This is a genomic window from Kitasatospora sp. NPDC048407, from assembly GCF_043200475.1.
Taxonomy (GTDB): Bacteria; Actinomycetota; Actinomycetes; order Streptomycetales; family Streptomycetaceae; genus Kitasatospora.
Window position 1 is genome coordinate 532,153 of record NZ_JBICXW010000001.1, and the last position, 16,262, is coordinate 548,414.

A 16,262-nucleotide genomic window follows, 5' to 3' on the forward strand; every position below is an offset into this window, starting at 1 on the left:
GCACCTGGACGAGAACGACCTTATCCGTCCGCCGCCCCCGCCCGCACCTGAGTTTTCCGTCTCAGTCGAGCAAGGCGAGCGCCGGCAGCGTCAGGAACTCCGGGAACTCCTCGCCCAGCGCCACCTGTTCGAACAGCGCGGCGGCCTCGTCCCACCGCCGCCCGGCTTCGGCCTCCGTCTCCGTCCGCAGCGCGGCGAGTTCCCCCGCCAGCAGCAGCCGCACCTGTTCGGCCGTCACCTTCTCGCCCGTGTCGGCGAGCACCACGCCGTTGTGGATCCACTGCCAGATCTGCGAGCGGGAGATCTCGGCGGTGGCGGCGTCCTCCATCAGGTGGAAGATGGCGACCGCGCCGATCCCGCGAAGCCACGCCTCGACGTACCGGACGCCGACCTGAACGGCGTTGCGCAGCCCGGTCGACGTACAACTGCCCTGCGCACCCGCAACGTTGAGCAGTTCCTCCGCCGTGACGTCGCCGGCCGCCCCCGGGTTCTCCTTCTGGTGCGGGCGCTCGCCGAGCACCGCGTCGAAGCACGCGCGCGCCACTGGCACCAGGTCGGGGTGGGCGACCCAGGAGCCGTCGAAGCCGCCGGCCGCCTCCCGTTCCTTGTCGGCCCGGACCTTCGCCAGCGCCGCCGCGTTGACCTCCGGGTCGGTGCGGGACGGGATGAACGCCGCCATCCCGCCGATCGCGTGCGCAGCGCGCCGGTGGCAGGTCCGCACCAGCAGGCGGGTGTAGGCGGCCATGAACGGGGACGCCATGGTGACGCTGTTGCGGTCGGGGAGGATGAACCCGGCGCCGGCGTCCCGGAAGTTCTTCACGATCGAGAACAGGTAGTCCCACCGTCCGGCGTTCAACCCGGCGGCGTGCTCGCGCAGTTCGTGCAGGATCTCGTCCATCTCGAAGGCGGCGGTGATGGTCTCAATCAGCACGGTGGCGCGGATCGTGCCGTGCGGGATGCTCAACTCGGCCTGGGCGTGCGTGAAGACCTCGTTCCAGAGCCGGGCCTCCAGGTGGCTCTCGGTCTTCGGGAGGTAGAAGTACGGGCCGGAGTTGGGGTCCTGTGCGCCGCGGGCGAGCAGCCGGGCCGCGTTGTGGAAGAAGTACAGGCCGAAGTCGACGAACGCGCCGGCCACCGGCTCGCCGTCCACGCTCAGGTGCCGCTCGTCCAGGTGCCAGCCGCGCGGGCGGACCACGACGGTGGCCAGTTCGGCGGCGGGCTTCAGCGTGTACGCCTTGCCCTGGGCGTCGGTGAAGTCGATCCGGCCCTCGAACGCGTCGATCAGGTTGAGCTGGCCGGAGACCACGTTCGCCCAGGTCGGGGCGGAGGCGTCCTCGAAGTCGGCGAGCCACACCTGCGCGCCGGAGTTCAGCGCGTTGACGGTCATCTTGCGGTCGGTCGGGCCGGTGATCTCGACCCGGCGGTCCACCAGGGCGCGCGGCGCGGGCGCGACCTGCCAGTCCGCGGCGCGGATCGCCGCCGTCTCCGGCCGGAAGCCGAGGGTGCCGGTGCGGGCGATCTCGGCCCGGCGCGCCGTCCGCGCTGCCAGCAACTCCCGGCGCCGGCCGTCGAACGCGCGGTGCAGGCCCGCGACGAACGCCAGCGCCTGCGGGGTGAGCACCTCCTCGGCCCGCTCCACGGGCGGGCCCGAGACCGTCGCTCCCGGAACCGTCGAACCCTGATCTGCTGCCATGGGCTGCACACTCCTCGGGCTGATCCGCTATTCCGTTCTGTAGAGTGGAGATTAGTTTCCGCGATGCAGAATTTCAATGAAGGAACCACCCCGTGGCCAGCAGCCCCACCGAACGCACCACCGGCTCGGTGCAGTCCGTCGAACGCGCCTTCCTGCTCCTCGAATCCCTCGCCGACGCCGGCGGCATCGCCACCCTCAGCGAACTCTCCGCCGCCTCCGGCCTGCCGATGCCGACCATCCACCGCCTGGTCCGCACCCTGCTCACCCAGGGGTACGTCCGCCAGGACTCCGCCCGCCGCTACACCCTCGGCCCGCGCCTGATCCGCCTCGGCGAGACCGCGAACCGGCTGCTCGGCTCCTGGGCCCGCCCGTTCCTCGCCGAACTCATGGAAGCCACCGGCGAAACCGCCAACCTGGCCGTTCTGGAGGGCTGCGAGGTCGTCTACGTCGGCCAGGTCCAGTCCCGCCGCTCCATGCGGATGTTCACCGAGGTCGGCCGCCGCGCCCAGCCGCACTGCACCGGCGTCGGCAAGGCGCTGCTCGCCCAGCTCCCCGAGGACGAGGCGCGCGCGCTGCTCGGCCCCGGCCCGCTCCAGGCCCACACCCCGCACACCATCACCGACCCCGCCGCCCTGCTCGCCCACCTCGCCGCCGCCCGCGAGTCCGGCTACGTCGTCGACGACCAGGAGCAGGAGATCGGCGTCCGCTGCCTCGCCGTCGCCGTCCCCGGCGCCCCCACCCCCACCGCGCTCTCCGTCTCCGGCCCCGAGGCCCGCATCCACTCCCTCGAAGCCCAGTCCGGCCCCGCCGGCCTCGTCCCCCTGATGCAGTCCGTCGCGGCCCGCCTCGGCGCCGCGCTCTGACGGCTCCCCGGTTACACCAGGCCCGACTCGTAGGCAGCGATGACCAGTTGGGCCCGGTCGCGGGCGGCGAGCTTGGACAGTAGCCGACCGATGTGGGTCTTCACCGTGCCCGCGCTCAGGTGCAGGTACGCCCCGATCTCGCCGTTCGACAGCCCGCGGGCCACCAGCACCAGCACCTCCCGCTCCCGGGGCGTCAATTGCTCGGGGCCGACGGCCGCGGCCGGTCCGCGGCCCGCCGTCGGCCTCGGGACTGGCAGGCGGGCGAACTCGGCGATCAGCCGGCGCGTCACCGACGGCGCCAGCAGTGCGTCCCCCGCCGCCACCGTGCGGATTCCGTCCAGCAGCACCGCAGGCGAGGTGTCCTTGAGCAGGAAGCCCGCCGCACCCGCCCGCAGCGCCCCGTACACGTACTCGTCCAGGTCGAAGGTGGTCAGCACCAGCACCCGGGTGGCCGCCGTCTCCGGTGCGCCGGTGATCCGCCGGGTCGCCTCGATGCCGTCCAGCATGGGCATCCGGATGTCCATCAGCACCACGTCCGGCCGCAGGCGCGCGGTGGCGGCCACCGCCTGCTCACCGTCCTCGGCCTCGCCGACCACCTCGAGGCCGGGCGCGGTGTCGATCAGCAGCCCGAAACTCCCCCGCAGCAGCGGCTGGTCGTCGGCCACCAGCACCCGCACCGTCACGCGCCCTCCCCCGTCCCGTCCACCGGCAGCACGGCCGACACCTTGAACCCACCGCCCGGCCGGGGCCCGGCGCTGAACGTCCCGCCGTACATCATCACCCGCTCCCGCATCCCGGCCAGCCCGTACCCACCACCCGACACACGGCGGTCCGGCACCCGCCCGGCACCGTCGTCGGACACCTCCACCCTTACCTCGCCCGTCAGTTGACGGACCGCCACCTCGCACCCCGTCCCCGGCCCGGCGTGCCGCAGGACATTGGTGAGCGCCTCCTGGACGATCCGGTGCACGGTCAGCGCGACCCCGGCGGGCAGCGTCGGCCCCGGCTGCACCTCGCACGACACCCGCACCCCCGCGTCCACCGCCCGCCGAACCAGCACCGGCAGCTCGCCCAGCCCCGGCGCCGGCCCCTCCGCCGCGTCCGCGTCACGCAGCACCCCGAGCGCCCGGCGCATCTCGGTCAGCGCCTCCCGCCCGGTCCGCTCGATCTCCCGGACGGCCGCCCGGACCTCCGCCGGCCGCACCTCCGCGACATGGTCGGCAACCGCCGCCTTCACCACGATCACGCTCAGACTGTGCGACACGATGTCGTGCAACTCCCGTGCGATCCGCAGCCGTTCCGCCACCAGCGCCGCCTCCGCCGACCGCTGCGCGCGCTCCGCCGACTGCACCCGCCCGGCCCGCACCGCATGGCCGCCCGCCCAGGCCGCACCGAGCACCAGCGCCGTCACCGCCGCCGTCCCTACCGCCTCCCCGACCGTCCCCGACGGCGTCACCACTCCCTCGCCGAGCACCACCGCACCCGCCGACACCACGACCGCCGCCGCCAACGCCACCTCCGCCCGACGGACCGGCTCCAGCAGAGCCACCGCATAACCCGCCAACGCGGCCGCCACGAACGGCTCCCTCGTCACATCGAGCAACGTGGCCGCCACCGAACTGCCCACCACCACAGCCAGCACCGCCAACGGCCACCGCCGCCGCACCGCCAACGGGCCACCAACCCCGAGCGCCACCAACACCGCCAGCCACGGCGGGCCGGTGAACCCCGGCTCGCCGCCGTCCGCCGCCATCGCCAGATACGCCGCCACCGCCACGGCCGCGACTGCCGCGTCAAGCACCCATAGATGCAAGCCCGTTCGCACCCTCATCCCGCCTGTCCGACCAACACCATCGCCACGCCCACCGCCACCACCAGCAACACCCGCCCCGCCACCGTCCGGCCCGCCGGCCGCGGCCCGTCCCGCCACACCGCCACCCCCAACGGCACCAGTGCCACGCACAACCCCACCGCCGCCACCACCGATCCCACCGTCGTCCCCTTCAACACACCCAAAGGCATCGCCGCCCCCGCCGCCAACGCCACCGCCCGCACCGGCCCCAACACCCCTGCCCGCCAAGCCCCCCACGCCAGCAACACCCATCCGCCCATGATCGCCGCATTCAACGCACTGAACACATGGAACGCCCCGTACGACCCCGCCACCAGCGCCGTCGCCTCCCCCGCACCACGCTGCGCCACCAGCTGGAACGCCAAATGGTCCACCCCCGCGTGGAACGCCCGCGCACACAACCCCAGAACCGCCAACGTCCCGCCCCACCAAGCCAGTTCAGTCCTCCGCTGGGCCACCAGCCCAGCCAGCAGCGCCACCCCCGGCAGCAGCAGCGTCCACCCCGCCGACACCAACCCGTAGGAGACAGCCATCAGTTGAGGGCGCTCCCGAAACGCCGCCAACTGAGCCGGAAAGAAGAAGTCGTACCGCCACCGCACCACCACCCCCGCCACCACCAACACCGGCCCCACCACCAGCGCCACCGCCGCCACCCAACGCCCCGGAAACCCGACCCACCCGCTCCGCATCTCATCCATGCCCCCAACCCTTCCGCCCCCGGGCCACCCCCGTCGTCGGAGCCAGGTCCACACTTCGCCATCAGACCCAGGTCCGACCTCCGGTTGATCTAACCTTTCTTCGTGACACAGCAATTGAGCACCGTGGTGCTGATGTGCGGCCTCCCGGGAGCGGGCAAGACCACCTACGCGATGGGACTCGTGCAACGCGGCTTCACCCGCCTCTCCATCGACGAGGCGGTCTGGCAGCGCATCGGCCAACGCGACGCCGGCCTGGCCCTCGAACCCGAGGCATACGACCGGCTCAAGGAAGAAGTCCGCCTCGAGCAGCGCCGGCAGCTGATCGAACTGATGCAGGCCGGCCGCGACGTGGTGATCGACTACAGCTTCTGGAGCCGCACCGCCCGCGACGACTACAAGGCACTCATCGAACACCACGGCTGCCGCTGGGAACTCATCCACCTCAAGGCCGACCCCGCAACGCTGAAGCACCGCCTGGCAGTTCGCAACGCCGAACATGGCGCCAACTGCGTCACCGTGGACGAGTCGCTGTTCGCACGCTACCTGGCCAACTTCGAGGAACCGCGCGGAGAGGGCGAACAGGTCTTCGTGCAGTCCTCAACCTGAAGGCCCTCTCCGCTCATTTCAACTGGCTTTACAACTCAACCTGTTGACTTCTTCTCACTGCTGCCCGGCGGCGGGCGGCCCGGATCAGGACAGTGATCAGCTCAGCAAGATCGGCCGCACCAGCCGGATCGTCGGCGTAGCGGGTGACGGTCAGCGGCGCGACCAGATCGAGCCGGATGCCGGCCAACTCCAGTACGTAACAGGCCGCCAGCATCGCCGAACGCCCGTTGCCGTCCGGGAACGGATGGAAGAACGCGACGTCCAGATACGCGCGCGCCGCCCGCGCGGCCGGCGGCAGGCGGGTGTCCGCACTCTCCCACAGGCAGTCGGCGAGATCGTCCCGCAACGACGGCGCGTACCCGTACCGCTCCCGGCCGGCCGACCCGCGACTCAAGGCCCAGCTCGCTCGCGGAGCAGCCACCGGTGTGGCCCGCGCCGTCGTCACCTGGGTGCTCGACCGGATCGCCGAGGACTTCAGCTGATCAGCGCCCGGTACGACGAGCCCTCGGGCGTGTAGATCAGGTCGAATTCGCGTCCGATGCCAGTCGCGGTCAGGTGCAGGCGGGCAAGCGCCTCGGCGGCCGTCGGGTAGCTGAGTCCGAGGGTGGCGGCGACGGCGTCGCGGTCGGCGAGCAGCGCGGGCTCGTCCTCCAAGTACTCGGCTTCGGCCGCCTCGCTCTCCTCCGCCGTGCAGTTCGGGCAGTCGCGCCACCAGGGTGCGGCGAGCAGCAGGCGCAGCAGTTCGGGCAGTCCGACGGCGAGGAGGGCGGCGCCGCCCTCGGAGTCGGCGAACAGGATCGGACGCCCCTCGCCGCCCTCGCCGCAGAAGAAGTACGTCCCGCCACCGCCGTCCCCGGCGAACGGCTCCAACGAAAGGCCGTTCGCCAGGTGGACCGGTTCCACGTGTTCGGTGCGGGGGAGGTCGAGTTCGCCCGGCCAGTTGAAGTAGTCGGCGACGGCGTCATGGTCACGGAGCATGGCGAGCAAAGACGTTGGCATGCCCGGCACTGTAGTGCGGACGGCCGACACAGGGACGCCTATGCCGAGCGCAGCCGATCCAGCTCGTTCCCGATCGCCTCGCGCAACGCATCGTGCTGCGGACCGAGTGCGTACCGCGCATCGGTCCACCTGTCGCGCGGATAAAGCCACACCGGCATCCGCACCAACTCGCTCGGTTCCCAGTCGAACCGCGGCCACACGTGCGCGTGCAGAAACCCGTCGGTGTTGCCCAGGATCTCCAGATTGACCCGCCGGAAGGCCGGATCCATCCGGGCGCATGCCCGCTCGACCGCTTCCCCGAGCTGCTCCATCTCGGACAGGAAGGTCAGCCGCTTGCCCTTGGGCAGGTCCGACAGTCGTTCCACCTGGGGGTCGTCCACCAGGAGCACCGAGTAGCCCGGCAGGAACTGCACATCGCCGATCACCGCGAACCCGGCGCTCAAGTGCCGTACTACTGCGGGGTTTTCGCCCCGCAGCGCACTCCCGATCCGATCCGTCCGCCAGTCGTCAACCATGTGCCAGAACCTACCTGGCCGCAGTCACCTCCCAGCGCGGCACCGCTACGCCAGCCAGGCCGTCACCTGGCCCACCGCCGCGCTCCCCCAGGCCAGTTCCATGTGGTTCAGCCCGCTGAGCAGCGCGGTGCCGCCGACCTTCGCGATGCCGGTGGTGTCCAGCGCGCTGGCGGTGAAGACCAGGCCGTCGCTCGGGCCGCGGCCCTCGTTCAGGATGCCGGGGATGTCGGCCGAGCCGCCGGCCAGCAGGTAGGTGGGAATACCGACCGGAACGCCCGCCTGCTGGAGGGGCTTGATCAGGGAGCCGGCGTCGATCGCGGCCTGGATGCCCTGGCCGGAGGTGTAGAAGCCCTGGCCGCCGTAGTAGGTGGTCCACCAGTCCTGCATGGTGCTGTCGACGCCGTAGGGGCCGTCCCAGCGGGCGAGCAGTTGGCGCTGGCCGGGGAAGCAGTCATAGCCGCCGGTGGGGAGTACGCCGAGGCAGGGCTGCGAGGTGTAGGTGCCGTAGCAGGTCATGTACAGGTGGGGGGACGGGGCGTTGGCGGTGCCGCCGCAGGCGGGCCAGGTGGCCAGGGAGAAGGCCCAGCCGTGCGCGTAGGTGTAGTCGAGGCCGCCGTTGGGGCCGCCGAGGGTGACGAGCTTGCGGACGTCGCCGGCGTAGGCGCGTCCCCAACTCGGCTTCACGGACGAGACGTAGGAGCGCGCCGCGACCTCGCCCTTGCTCCACGCCACCACGTCGACCTGGGCCGCGCCGGTGCGGGCCTTGATGACGGCGATGGCGTCGCCGACGGCCTGGGCCTGCATCAGGTTGTCGCCCTGCTTGTGCGCGAATCCGATCGCGAACACCCGGTGGCCGGATGCGGCCAGCGCCTGCGCCATGCCGGTGCTGGGGCAGCTGGACGCGCCGCAGTTGCCGGTCTCGCCGGGGTTCGCCCAGGCCCGGTCGGCGTTGTCGTTGGCACCGTGCACCAGGAGGACGGGCGTCCCGGCGGCGGTGTTCCAGCCCTGCGCGCTGTACAGCAGGAACCGGCCGGAGAACGGGCGCTTCACGCCGCCGAAGTACGTGACCCGCGTGCCGTCCTGGTCGCCACGCCCGTCGGACGGGTACTGCTCCTGCGTGAACCCGGAGGTGCCGTCCAGGTAGCGCTCGACCTGCGCCCAGCCGTTGCCCGGCGAGGCGAACACGGCTTCCTTGGTGAGGTAGGAGGGGACGGCGGTGGCCGCGGCGGCCTGGGTGGGGGTGAGGCCGAGCGCGAGCAGCGCGCCGGCCAACAGGGCGGTGAACACGGACCTGAGCGGGTGGCGCACCTGGTCCTCCTTCAACTGGTGGGTGGCCGCCGGCCGTCGACCACGTGGGGGTGGGACGGTCGGCGGCCCGACTGTGGGTCAGGTCACACTAGGGGCGACGGTCGCGGCCACCCATGTGTCAGGACCACAGGGTGCGGAGCCGGGCGGTGTCGGCGCACCACAAGCCGGGTGCCCCCGCACCGCGAATCGGTGTCGGTACTCCGCGCGACGGCCGGGTTTCCCGGCCACGACCCGTGGGTGAAGTGTTCGCGACAAGGGTTACGGGGGCGGCTGACGTGGCGTCACACTGCGGGCATGCGAATGACTCTCCGCGCGTTGAAGATCCGGGCCGTCTCGGTCGCCGCCCTCGGCCTGCTGACCCTCGCCCCCACTGCCGTGGCCACCACCGAGGCGCACGCGGCCGTCAGCGGGAACATCTGCTACTCCGCGCTGCCCAGCCAGGGCCGTGACACCATCCGCCTGATCGACGCCGGCGGGCCGTTCCCGTACTCCCAGGACGGCGTCACCTTCCAGAACCGCGAGGGTGTGCTGCCCGCCCAGTCGCTCGGCTACTACCACGAGTACACGGTCATCACCCCGGGCAGCCCGACCCGTGGCACCCGACGCATCATCACCGGCAAGGTCTTCCACGAGGACTACTACACGGCCGACCACTACGTGACGTTCCGCCGCGTCGACTTCGCCTGCTGATCGGGCCCCCGGTTCCGAGTCGGGTCCGATAGGTTGGGGCGGGTACGGCCACACCGGTCGCACTGCTGCACTGGCTGCACTGGCTGCACTGGCTGCACCGGCCGCACCCGCCCCCCGCACCGATCGCCGAAGGACCGCCCACACATGACCGCCGCTCTGCCGGGCTTCGCCGGCCGCACCTACCTTTTCGAGGTCGACAACGGCGCGGCCTTCCGCAACTCCTACTCCGCGGACGGCACCCGGCTGCGCTGGGAGGGCCTCGGCGAGTCCGCCGGCCAGTACGAGGACGTCGCGCTGCACGCCGCCGCGATCGCCCCGGGCATCTGGTTCGTCTCCTGGACCGAGCGCAGCGGCATCACGGTCAGCCACGTCATGGACCTCAACGCCCTCACCGTCAAGGTCTTCTGGACCTGGGAGGGCGAGACCGGCCGGGTCGGCGAACTCCACACCGGTACCCTCACCCCGGCCTGATCCGCGTCCCCCCGCCGGCTTCCCTCACGCCTTCAGGTGCGCGGACAGGAACTGGAATCCGGAGGGGAGCAGCTTGATCCAGGTGGCGAAGTTGTGACCGCCCTCGGGGACGGACGCGACGCCGGTGGTCATCGGCGGCTTGGCAGCCGCGGTGAAGGCGTCGGCGTCCTTGCGGAAGTCGCCGTCGCCCTTCTCGGCGCCGCTGAGCATGATCGCGGTGCTGGGCATCGGCAGGTGCTGGAGGCGCCACAGCAGGTCGGCCTCGTCGCGGCGCTGCTGGCTGCCCTTGAACAGGTCGCCGGTGGTGACGTCCTCGGCGGCCTTCAGGTAGCCGGAGATGGAGACGCCGCCGGCGAACACCTCGGGGTGCCGCATGGCGACCTTCGCGGCGCAGTAACCGCCGGTGGAGTTGCCCATGATGCCCCAGGCGGCGGGGCCGGTGGAGGTCCGGTAGGTGGCGGAGATCGCGCGCGGGACGTCCTTGGCGAAGTAGGTCTCGGCCTGCGGCCCGCCGGGGACGTTCTCGCATTCGGGGTCGGCGGGCATCGCGGGCGAGGGCCGCATCAGGATCAGGACGGTGGGCTGCATCCGGCCGGCCCGCATCTCGTCGAGCGCGACGCCGGGGTAGTTGAAGCGGGTGATCAGTGCCTTGGCGTCGCCGGGGAAGCCGGTCATCGCGATGACGGCGGGGAACTTCTTCTGCTCGTTGCCGGGCTGGAAGTACTGCGGGGGCAGGTAGACGTATCCGTCGGTGCTCAGGCCGGTGCGCGCGCCGGGGATGCGCACGGAGCGGATCTCGCCGACCTTCTGCGGGTCGCGTCCGAGCGTGGTGTTGACGGGTTCCTTGCCGGTTTCCTGGGCGGGCAGCACGGGCAGGTTGGTGGGCTCGGGCTCCGCGCTCGGGCTGGAGCTGGGGGCGGCCGTGGCCCCCACGGGCGCGACGGGCGCGGCGGCGGCCTTCACGGACACCGGGCCGTCCTTGCCGGTGCCCAGCAGGTCGTTCCAACTGCTATAGAACGAGAAGTAGTTGTTCACCAGCAGGCCGATCACGGCGAGCAGCGCGAGCTGGCTTCCGAACAGCATGCCGATCCGGCCGAGGACGGCCCGCCAGTGGCGGTTCGCGACTGCGGGCCACCACCAGACGGTGGCGCCGAGCACCATCAGCGCGATCTCGATCGTGAACAGCAGCAGTGTGGTGCTGGTCAGCCCCATGGCCGTGATCCCCGTGTCTTCCCCTCGCCGCGCGCCCACGAGCCAGTGGCAGACGGACTCGGCGCGGCCGTGCCGAACGTGCCGGCTAAGTATGCACGCTGCACCTGGGACGCCGGCGGCCACCCGAACGGTTCCGCCCCACCGCCCGCGCACGATCGAGCGGGACGGCGGAACGGACGGGACGGGCGTGGCGGGTGCGACGGGTGTGACGAGGGGAGCCGGCAGTTGACCGGCGTCAGGCGTGGGTGTCGCTGTCAACCGCTTCCGCACCAAGGAGGACGCCGTCGCCCCGCTGCTCGCCGACGGCTCCCGCCAGTGGATCGAGCTGCTCGCCACCACCGCACCCGGCACCCCGCTGCTGCCTGCCCTGGTGGAATCCGCCCGCGGCGCACTCGACCCCACCCCCGGCCGCCCGCCGAATCCCTCGCCTGGACCGGGGGCCTGCTCCGCGCCATGCCCGACGACCCTGCCCTCCGCGACGCCTGGCACCGCACCCAGCACGACGCCGAGGCCGCCCTGCGCCCCGTCCTGGCTGCCCGCACCGACCTCTCCCCCGACAGCCTGGACGTCCGCCTGCTGGCCGCCGCCGCCAACGCCGCGATGCGGGTCGCCGTCGAGGCCTGAGCCGCGGGCGACACCGACCCGTCCGGCGCCGCCGACCTCGCCGAAACCGCCTTCCGCCGCCTGGCGGGGCCACTCACCGACCCGAACTGACGCCCGGCCTGAGGCCCCGCCCGCACCCGTCCGCCCGGCCATCCGCCGGGCGGACTCCCACCCCTCAACTCCCCTACCAATAAGGCTTGTTCATACCGGATTCATGCCGGATTCATACCGGCACAACCGCCACCGGACACTGCGCGTGATGCAGGACGGCATGCACGGGCGTCGCCAGCCGCAGACCGAAGCGCGGCGCCGGCTGATGCCGCGAGAGCACCACCAGCGAGGCGGCGCGCGACTCCTCGACCACGGTCGCGGCGGTGTTGCCGGTCAGTTGCTGCGACTGCATCTCGACGGCCGGGAACTCCTCCCGCACCGGATTGCAGGTGCGCACCAGCAGTTGCTCGTGCAGCTGGTTCTCCTCCCCCAGCTCGTCCACCATCGGCGCCATCCGCCCGACGTCCGCGACCACCGGCGACCAGGTGTGCAACGCCCGCACCACCGACCCCCGCCGGGCAGCCGTCTCGCACCCGAACCGCAACGCGGCCGCGTCCCGCTCGTCGTGCACGGCCACCAGCACCGGCCCGTCGGGATACTCCGTCCCGCGTACCACCACCACCGGACACGCCGCGTGCGCGGCCACCCGCAGACTGACCGACCCCAGCAGCAACGACGCGAACCCGCCGTGCCCACGCGTCCCCAACACCGCCAGACCGGCGTGCTCGGCGGCCGTCAGCACCGCCTCCGCCGCATCGCGCGGAACAACGTCACCGGTGATCCGCAACCCCGGGTGCGCAGCCTCCAGCCCCATCCGGACGGACTCCAGCAGCTCCTCCGCCTCGCGCAGGATCAGATCCGTGACGGTCGTCCCGGTACGCGGCGAGAGCGTGACGGTCCCCGTATTGACGGCATGCACCAGGTGAAGACTCTCCCCCCGCCGCTCGGCCTCCCGGGCCGCCCACTCGGCAGCCTCGTTCGAAGGCGCCGAGCCGTCAACCCCGGCAATCACCCCACTGGGTCCCCTGATCTCCATCACACACTCCTCGGACCAGGCTCGCTCCTTCCAGCATGCGCCGCCCCGCACCACCGGCCAAGCAGGGACGGCGCGGGCCCTGGAAAACGCTTTCCCACTGGGGGCCCGGCCGTTGCATTCGGCTGTACGGTAACCGCTTTCCGCCTTGGCCCCGCCGCCGCTCAGAACTCCCGCAACGGCCTGCTTCCCCAGCGCATCGGCGAGCGCATCGTTCTGGGCGCGGGTGAGGTTGAGCGCCCACAGCACCGCCGACTCGTCCGAGCCCTGCCCGCTGTGGTGCCTGCCACCGCTCAGCGGGGACTCGGCACCATCACGACCCCGCCGGTTCCGGAGAAGTCGGCCGGCCGCCTCCCGTACAGAGTCGTCGGGCGCTCCAACAGCCGTGAGCGCGGCACTCACCCGTGCCGGCGCCTCCGGCGGCAGGCCGTCCTCCGCGAGCAACGGCAGCAGGAGCAGCAGTCGGGCCTCGACGTCCTGCACACCGGGTGCGGCCGGGTCGGGAGTCTCGGCGATGTGCACGACGTCGCGCCAGGACAGTCCCGGACCGGACCAGTCGCCGTCGTAGCCGGCCAACTCCTCCGCTCGCGGCCAATCCGGCTGGGTCAGCAAGTAGTCGACCCCGCGGTCACCGACGAGGTTCCGGTACACCACAACGGCACAGTGACCGCCCCCGAACGGAACCCTCAGCACCGGCCATGCCCGCTCGTCCATGAGCACTTCGGACAGGGCGTCAGCGTCCGCACCGTCATCACCGAACCACTCCGGCACCGCCCGAACCTCGCCCGAGGCGCACCAGCCCATGTCCAGCAGGTGATTGGACCAGAACCCGGCACGCTCGAGCAGCCCCTCACCCACGACAAGCGGCCCGGGGGCCATATCCCTTGATCAACACGGATCACAGCCTCGCAGTCGCAGCCGACACACCGCTCTGCTTACCCGACGGGCGAGTTGGCCCCTCATGGGACGATCGGCCGGTGACTCAACCCGTGAACCGCGACCGCTCCCTCGAGGAACTCGAACGCCATCGCTGGCCGATCCCGAACCACGAGACCCCACTGGTGGCGACCGCCCGCAAGCTTCGGCGCAAGCCCATCGGCGACCTGACGGTCGAGAACCTGCGGATGCTGATCGGGCAGAACCTCGGGCTTGCCCACCTCCTCCCACTGGCCTTGGAAGTCCTTCGGGCCGAACCGCTGGCCGAAGGCGACTACTATCCGGGCGATCTGCTCGCCGCCGTCCTCACCAGGGACGCGGGAGTCTGGACCGACTTCCCCGAGCTCGGCCAGGAACTCCGCTCGTTCGTCTCGGAGTTGGCCGACGTACCGCCCGCCCTGAGGCGCAGTGTCGAGGGGTTCCACCTGGCGTGATGTCCGGGGGCGGACGCAGTTCGTGCTCGGCCGATCGGCTACCTTGCCAAACATGCGAGCAGTGGACTGGACCGAGGTACGGCACCGGACTGTCGCCCTCTTCGCGCAGCGGGGAACGGGCATCAACGGCCGGAGCGGTCTCCCGGACGTTCTGACCGAGGCGCAAGTACGCCAGGCCGAGGAACAGTTCGGCGTGACGTTCCCCGACGACTACCGCCAGTACCTGCTGCACGTCAGCGCCGGCGGCAAGGTACGGACGCTGCGGTTCGACGGCTCGCGCTGGGACTGGGACGGCGCCGCACCTTGGGAGAACGGGAAGCTGCATGTCCCCTTCCCCGACCACGACACCGCGCTCGCAGCATCCGACTACCTCTGTGACCGCGAGCCGAACCGGGAGGACTTCGCCTCCGAGGCGGCCTACCAGGCCGATTACGACGCCTGGGACGAGGCCGTGGGCGCGGCCGAGGACGCTCGAACCACCGGTGCCGTCTTCCTCCTGGAACACGGCTGCGGCTTCTCCACACTCCTGGTGGTCACCGGCCCCATGCGAGGCCGCATGTGGTGGGATGGGCGCGCAGCGTGCGATCGCCTGAGCCCGCTGCTGAACGACGACCACGAGGCCGCGACATTCGAAGAGTGGTACCTCGACTGGCTCGCCCACGAGGAGTCCCGAACCACGTCCGACAGCAGCCGCGACCCCGCACGCACACCCATCTGCGACCGCTGGGTCGGCAGGAAAAGTCCGATACAGCGGGCCTGACCTACCTCCGCCGCCAACTCCCGGTCGCCGCGAGGGCGCCCGTGCCGAACCAGCAGATCTCGAACGCCACCCGCGCCGGGCCGTGCAGGGCGTGCGTGGCGGTCGGTGCGGCGAACTGGCCCCAGAGGACGGCGAGCAGGGCGACCGACCCGACGGCGCCGACCGCCCGGACAATCCGCCGGCCGGGGCGGGTCCAGGACCAGTGTGCGGCGGCTGCGTAGACGGCCAGTTCGGCGGCGAACACGAGTACGTCGACGGGTCCGACGCCGTTCACCGGGACAGCCACCAGGCGGTGGTGAGGTGCAGGACGGCGGCCGCGCCGGCGCCGATGGTCATGCCGACGTTCCGTTGCCGGGCGCCGATCGCGGTGTCGCCCACCTGCGCCAGCCCGGCGACCACCAGCATCGGCCAGGCCGCGGCGCGCGAACCGGCGGCCAGGACAAGCGCGGTGACGAGTCCGAGCGGGACGGCGCGGACGGTGTAGGCCCCGGCGTAGAGGCGCGTCCCTGCGGTGATCGGCTCGTTCGCGGCCAGCACCAGTCCGGGGCGGATCGCCCCGGCCACACTGGATCCGGCGCTGAGCAGTGCGGCCACCGCGTTGGCCACCAGCAGACCGTTCATTCCATCTCCCCCTGAATCATTCGAACGCTGAACGATATAGGGACGGTACCATTCGGGCTGTGAGCGATGTCAAGGGAGCAGCGGCGCTGCGCGCAACGGTGGTCTTCAACCTGGGCACCCTCGGTGCTCTGGCCTCGGACCGGTTCGCGGGCCGGGTGGAGGAGCTGGGAATCAAGCCCAAGCACGCGGGCCTGCTTGCCGCACTGGATGCCGGATCGGCCGCGTCCCAGCAGGAGTTGGCGACCCGTCTGGGCGTCGCGCCCAGCCTGATCGTGGCCCTCGCGGACCAGTTGCAGGAGTTGGGCGCGGTCGAGCGCGTCCGCGACCCCGATGACCGTCGCCGCCAGGTGCTGACCCTCACCGCCGAGGGACGTCAGCTGCTCGCCCGTTGCGCCGAGGCCGCCGAGGCCGTGGACGCGGACCTGACCGACGGCCTCACCGCCGCCCAGCGCACCGCCCTCGCCCGCCACCTGCGCACTCTCGGGGAGCAGCAACTCCCCTACTGACAGGGCGCGTCGGCGAATCCGGCTTGCCCGGAAACCCTCCGCCGGGAATGCTGAGCCGGTGCCAGGTCAGAAGAAGAGAAAACGCAAGCACCAGGAGCTCACCCAGCAGTTCGCCGCCCGCTTCGCGCCGGACGCGGGGAGCTGGCAGGTGCAGTTCGCCACCCAGGACGCCGGCGAGTGGAAGGCCTACCTCCGTGAACTCGGCACGGCGGAACCGGACCTCGACTGGTCCACCCTCCGGATGGACGAGTTCTGCGGCCGCGGCGACCACCCGGACAGCTACCGGCTGAGCCACTTCCTCCCGCACCCCGAGCCGGACCACGAGCCGCACCCCGAGCCGGACCGCAAGCCGCACCCCGATCCGGACCGCAAGCCCGCCGGGATCTGAGCCTGAACTGCCCTGCCGCTCCT

At 71.7% G+C, this 16,262-nt stretch carries 21 protein-coding genes; 9 read left to right on the forward strand and 12 right to left on the reverse strand.

Annotated features, from left to right (window positions below; all coding sequences use genetic code 11):
* Positions 1 to 61: 61 nt before the first annotated feature.
* A complete protein-coding gene (gene aceB, locus ACGFWJ_RS02520) occupies positions 62 to 1,693 on the reverse strand; it encodes a malate synthase A (protein ID WP_392944431.1) in 1,632 nt (543 codons plus the stop codon).
* Positions 1,694 to 1,785: 92 nt separating this feature from the next.
* Here aceB and ACGFWJ_RS02525 point away from each other — a divergent pair, with 92 nt between their 5' ends.
* Positions 1,786 to 2,556: an IclR family transcriptional regulator gene (locus ACGFWJ_RS02525; RefSeq protein ID WP_387634656.1), complete on the forward strand. Its 771-nt coding sequence runs from the start codon at positions 1,786 to 1,788 to the stop codon at positions 2,554 to 2,556.
* Between the two features lie 11 nt (positions 2,557 to 2,567).
* On the opposite strand, the gene ACGFWJ_RS02530 is transcribed toward ACGFWJ_RS02525, so the two are convergent.
* From ACGFWJ_RS02530 to ACGFWJ_RS02540, 3 genes are read right to left on the reverse strand one after another with little or no spacing between them, the layout of a single operon-like run.
* Positions 2,568 to 3,239, reverse strand: coding sequence for a response regulator (locus tag ACGFWJ_RS02530; RefSeq protein WP_392944433.1), 672 nt, complete (start codon positions 3,237 to 3,239; stop codon positions 2,568 to 2,570).
* Positions 3,236 to 4,357, reverse strand: a complete 1,122-nt coding sequence (locus ACGFWJ_RS02535; protein WP_392944435.1) for a sensor histidine kinase — start codon at positions 4,355 to 4,357, stop codon at positions 3,236 to 3,238. The genes ACGFWJ_RS02530 and ACGFWJ_RS02535 overlap by 4 nt, the downstream gene beginning before the upstream one ends.
* A gap of 26 nt (positions 4,358 to 4,383) precedes the next feature.
* Positions 4,384 to 5,052 carry a hypothetical protein gene (locus tag ACGFWJ_RS02540; RefSeq protein ID WP_392944437.1) on the reverse strand — a complete coding sequence of 223 codons (669 nt, stop codon included), beginning with the start codon at positions 5,050 to 5,052 and terminating at the stop codon, positions 4,384 to 4,386.
* 156 nt (positions 5,053 to 5,208) lie between these two features.
* Here ACGFWJ_RS02540 and ACGFWJ_RS02545 point away from each other — a divergent pair, with 156 nt between their 5' ends.
* On the forward strand, positions 5,209 to 5,712 hold the full coding sequence (locus ACGFWJ_RS02545; protein WP_392944439.1) for an AAA family ATPase: 504 nt from the start codon (positions 5,209 to 5,211) through the stop codon (positions 5,710 to 5,712).
* A 28-nt stretch (positions 5,713 to 5,740) separates the two neighbouring features.
* Here the strand turns inward: ACGFWJ_RS02545 and ACGFWJ_RS02550 are convergent, their stop codons facing one another.
* The 4 genes from ACGFWJ_RS02550 to ACGFWJ_RS02565 form a co-directional block, all read right to left on the reverse strand.
* Positions 5,741 to 6,058 (reverse strand): Fic family protein, encoded by a 318-nt coding sequence (locus tag ACGFWJ_RS02550; protein ID WP_392944441.1) that lies wholly within the window; start codon positions 6,056 to 6,058, stop codon positions 5,741 to 5,743.
* A gap of 128 nt (positions 6,059 to 6,186) precedes the next feature.
* On the reverse strand, positions 6,187 to 6,711 hold the full coding sequence (locus ACGFWJ_RS02555; protein WP_392944443.1) for a hypothetical protein: 525 nt from the start codon (positions 6,709 to 6,711) through the stop codon (positions 6,187 to 6,189).
* 38 nt (positions 6,712 to 6,749) lie between these two features.
* Complete coding sequence (locus ACGFWJ_RS02560) at positions 6,750 to 7,226, reverse strand: diadenosine tetraphosphate hydrolase (RefSeq protein ID WP_392944445.1); 477 nt, start codon at positions 7,224 to 7,226, stop codon at positions 6,750 to 6,752.
* Between the two features lie 45 nt (positions 7,227 to 7,271).
* Entirely contained in the window at positions 7,272 to 8,534 is a 1,263-nt protein-coding gene (locus ACGFWJ_RS02565) for an esterase/lipase family protein (RefSeq protein WP_392944447.1), read from the reverse strand.
* Between the two features lie 294 nt (positions 8,535 to 8,828).
* Here ACGFWJ_RS02565 and ACGFWJ_RS02570 point away from each other — a divergent pair, with 294 nt between their 5' ends.
* Positions 8,829 to 9,224: a ribonuclease domain-containing protein gene (locus tag ACGFWJ_RS02570; RefSeq protein ID WP_387634683.1), complete on the forward strand. Its 396-nt coding sequence runs from the start codon at positions 8,829 to 8,831 to the stop codon at positions 9,222 to 9,224.
* Between the two features lie 144 nt (positions 9,225 to 9,368).
* Positions 9,369 to 9,695 (forward strand): MoaF N-terminal domain-containing protein, encoded by a 327-nt coding sequence (locus ACGFWJ_RS02575; protein ID WP_387634685.1) that lies wholly within the window; start codon positions 9,369 to 9,371, stop codon positions 9,693 to 9,695.
* A 24-nt stretch (positions 9,696 to 9,719) separates the two neighbouring features.
* Here ACGFWJ_RS02575 and ACGFWJ_RS02580 read toward each other — a convergent pair whose 3' ends face one another.
* A complete protein-coding gene (locus ACGFWJ_RS02580) occupies positions 9,720 to 10,907 on the reverse strand; it encodes an alpha/beta hydrolase (protein WP_387634688.1) in 1,188 nt (395 codons plus the stop codon).
* A 453-nt stretch (positions 10,908 to 11,360) separates the two neighbouring features.
* On the opposite strand from ACGFWJ_RS02580, the gene ACGFWJ_RS02585 reads away from it, so the two are divergent.
* A complete protein-coding gene (locus ACGFWJ_RS02585) occupies positions 11,361 to 11,531 on the forward strand; it encodes a hypothetical protein (RefSeq protein WP_392944450.1) in 171 nt (56 codons plus the stop codon).
* A gap of 202 nt (positions 11,532 to 11,733) precedes the next feature.
* Here ACGFWJ_RS02585 and ACGFWJ_RS02590 read toward each other — a convergent pair whose 3' ends face one another.
* Complete coding sequence (locus ACGFWJ_RS02590; RefSeq protein ID WP_392944452.1) at positions 11,734 to 13,452, reverse strand: universal stress protein; 1,719 nt, start codon at positions 13,450 to 13,452, stop codon at positions 11,734 to 11,736.
* Between the two features lie 119 nt (positions 13,453 to 13,571).
* On the opposite strand from ACGFWJ_RS02590, the gene ACGFWJ_RS02595 reads away from it, so the two are divergent.
* Both ACGFWJ_RS02595 and ACGFWJ_RS02600 read left to right on the forward strand, forming a co-directional pair.
* Complete coding sequence (locus ACGFWJ_RS02595; protein ID WP_392944454.1) at positions 13,572 to 13,964, forward strand: contact-dependent growth inhibition system immunity protein; 393 nt, start codon at positions 13,572 to 13,574, stop codon at positions 13,962 to 13,964.
* A gap of 61 nt (positions 13,965 to 14,025) precedes the next feature.
* Positions 14,026 to 14,724, forward strand: coding sequence for an SMI1/KNR4 family protein (locus ACGFWJ_RS02600; protein ID WP_392944456.1), 699 nt, complete (start codon positions 14,026 to 14,028; stop codon positions 14,722 to 14,724).
* A 1-nt stretch (position 14,725) separates the two neighbouring features.
* Here the strand turns inward: ACGFWJ_RS02600 and ACGFWJ_RS02605 are convergent, their stop codons facing one another.
* Together ACGFWJ_RS02605 and ACGFWJ_RS02610 are read right to left on the reverse strand one after the other, a co-directional pair.
* Positions 14,726 to 15,010: a YrdB family protein gene (locus tag ACGFWJ_RS02605; protein WP_392944458.1), complete on the reverse strand. Its 285-nt coding sequence runs from the start codon at positions 15,008 to 15,010 to the stop codon at positions 14,726 to 14,728.
* Complete coding sequence (locus ACGFWJ_RS02610) at positions 14,995 to 15,345, reverse strand: hypothetical protein (RefSeq protein WP_392944460.1); 351 nt, start codon at positions 15,343 to 15,345, stop codon at positions 14,995 to 14,997. Before ACGFWJ_RS02610 ends, ACGFWJ_RS02605 begins: the two co-directional genes overlap by 16 nt.
* 59 nt (positions 15,346 to 15,404) lie before the next feature.
* Between ACGFWJ_RS02610 and ACGFWJ_RS02615 the strand changes: the two genes are divergently transcribed.
* Together ACGFWJ_RS02615 and ACGFWJ_RS02620 are read left to right on the forward strand one after the other, a co-directional pair.
* Positions 15,405 to 15,851 carry a MarR family winged helix-turn-helix transcriptional regulator gene (locus tag ACGFWJ_RS02615; protein ID WP_392944462.1) on the forward strand — a complete coding sequence of 149 codons (447 nt, stop codon included), beginning with the start codon at positions 15,405 to 15,407 and terminating at the stop codon, positions 15,849 to 15,851.
* Between the two features lie 58 nt (positions 15,852 to 15,909).
* Positions 15,910 to 16,239, forward strand: coding sequence for a hypothetical protein (locus ACGFWJ_RS02620; protein ID WP_392944464.1), 330 nt, complete (start codon positions 15,910 to 15,912; stop codon positions 16,237 to 16,239).
* The last annotated feature ends 23 nt before the right edge of the window (positions 16,240 to 16,262 follow it).

Bases quoted from the DNA above. Each gene is read 5' to 3' on its own strand.
- aceB (WP_392944431.1), bottom strand. From the start codon at position 1,693: ATGGCAGCAGATCAGGGTTCGACGGTTCCGGGAGCGACGGTCTCGGGC.
- ACGFWJ_RS02555 (WP_392944443.1), bottom strand. From the start codon at position 6,711: ATGCCAACGTCTTTGCTCGCCATGCTCCGTGACCATGACGCCGTCGCC.
- ACGFWJ_RS02560 (WP_392944445.1), bottom strand. From the start codon at position 7,226: ATGGTTGACGACTGGCGGACGGATCGGATCGGGAGTGCGCTGCGGGGC.
- ACGFWJ_RS02570 (WP_387634683.1), top strand. From the start codon at position 8,829: ATGCGAATGACTCTCCGCGCGTTGAAGATCCGGGCCGTCTCGGTCGCC.
- ACGFWJ_RS02575 (WP_387634685.1), top strand. From the start codon at position 9,369: ATGACCGCCGCTCTGCCGGGCTTCGCCGGCCGCACCTACCTTTTCGAG.
- ACGFWJ_RS02580 (WP_387634688.1), bottom strand. From the start codon at position 10,907: ATGGGGCTGACCAGCACCACACTGCTGCTGTTCACGATCGAGATCGCG.
- ACGFWJ_RS02585 (WP_392944450.1), top strand. From the start codon at position 11,361: ATGCCCGACGACCCTGCCCTCCGCGACGCCTGGCACCGCACCCAGCAC.
- ACGFWJ_RS02610 (WP_392944460.1), bottom strand. From the start codon at position 15,345: ATGAACGGTCTGCTGGTGGCCAACGCGGTGGCCGCACTGCTCAGCGCC.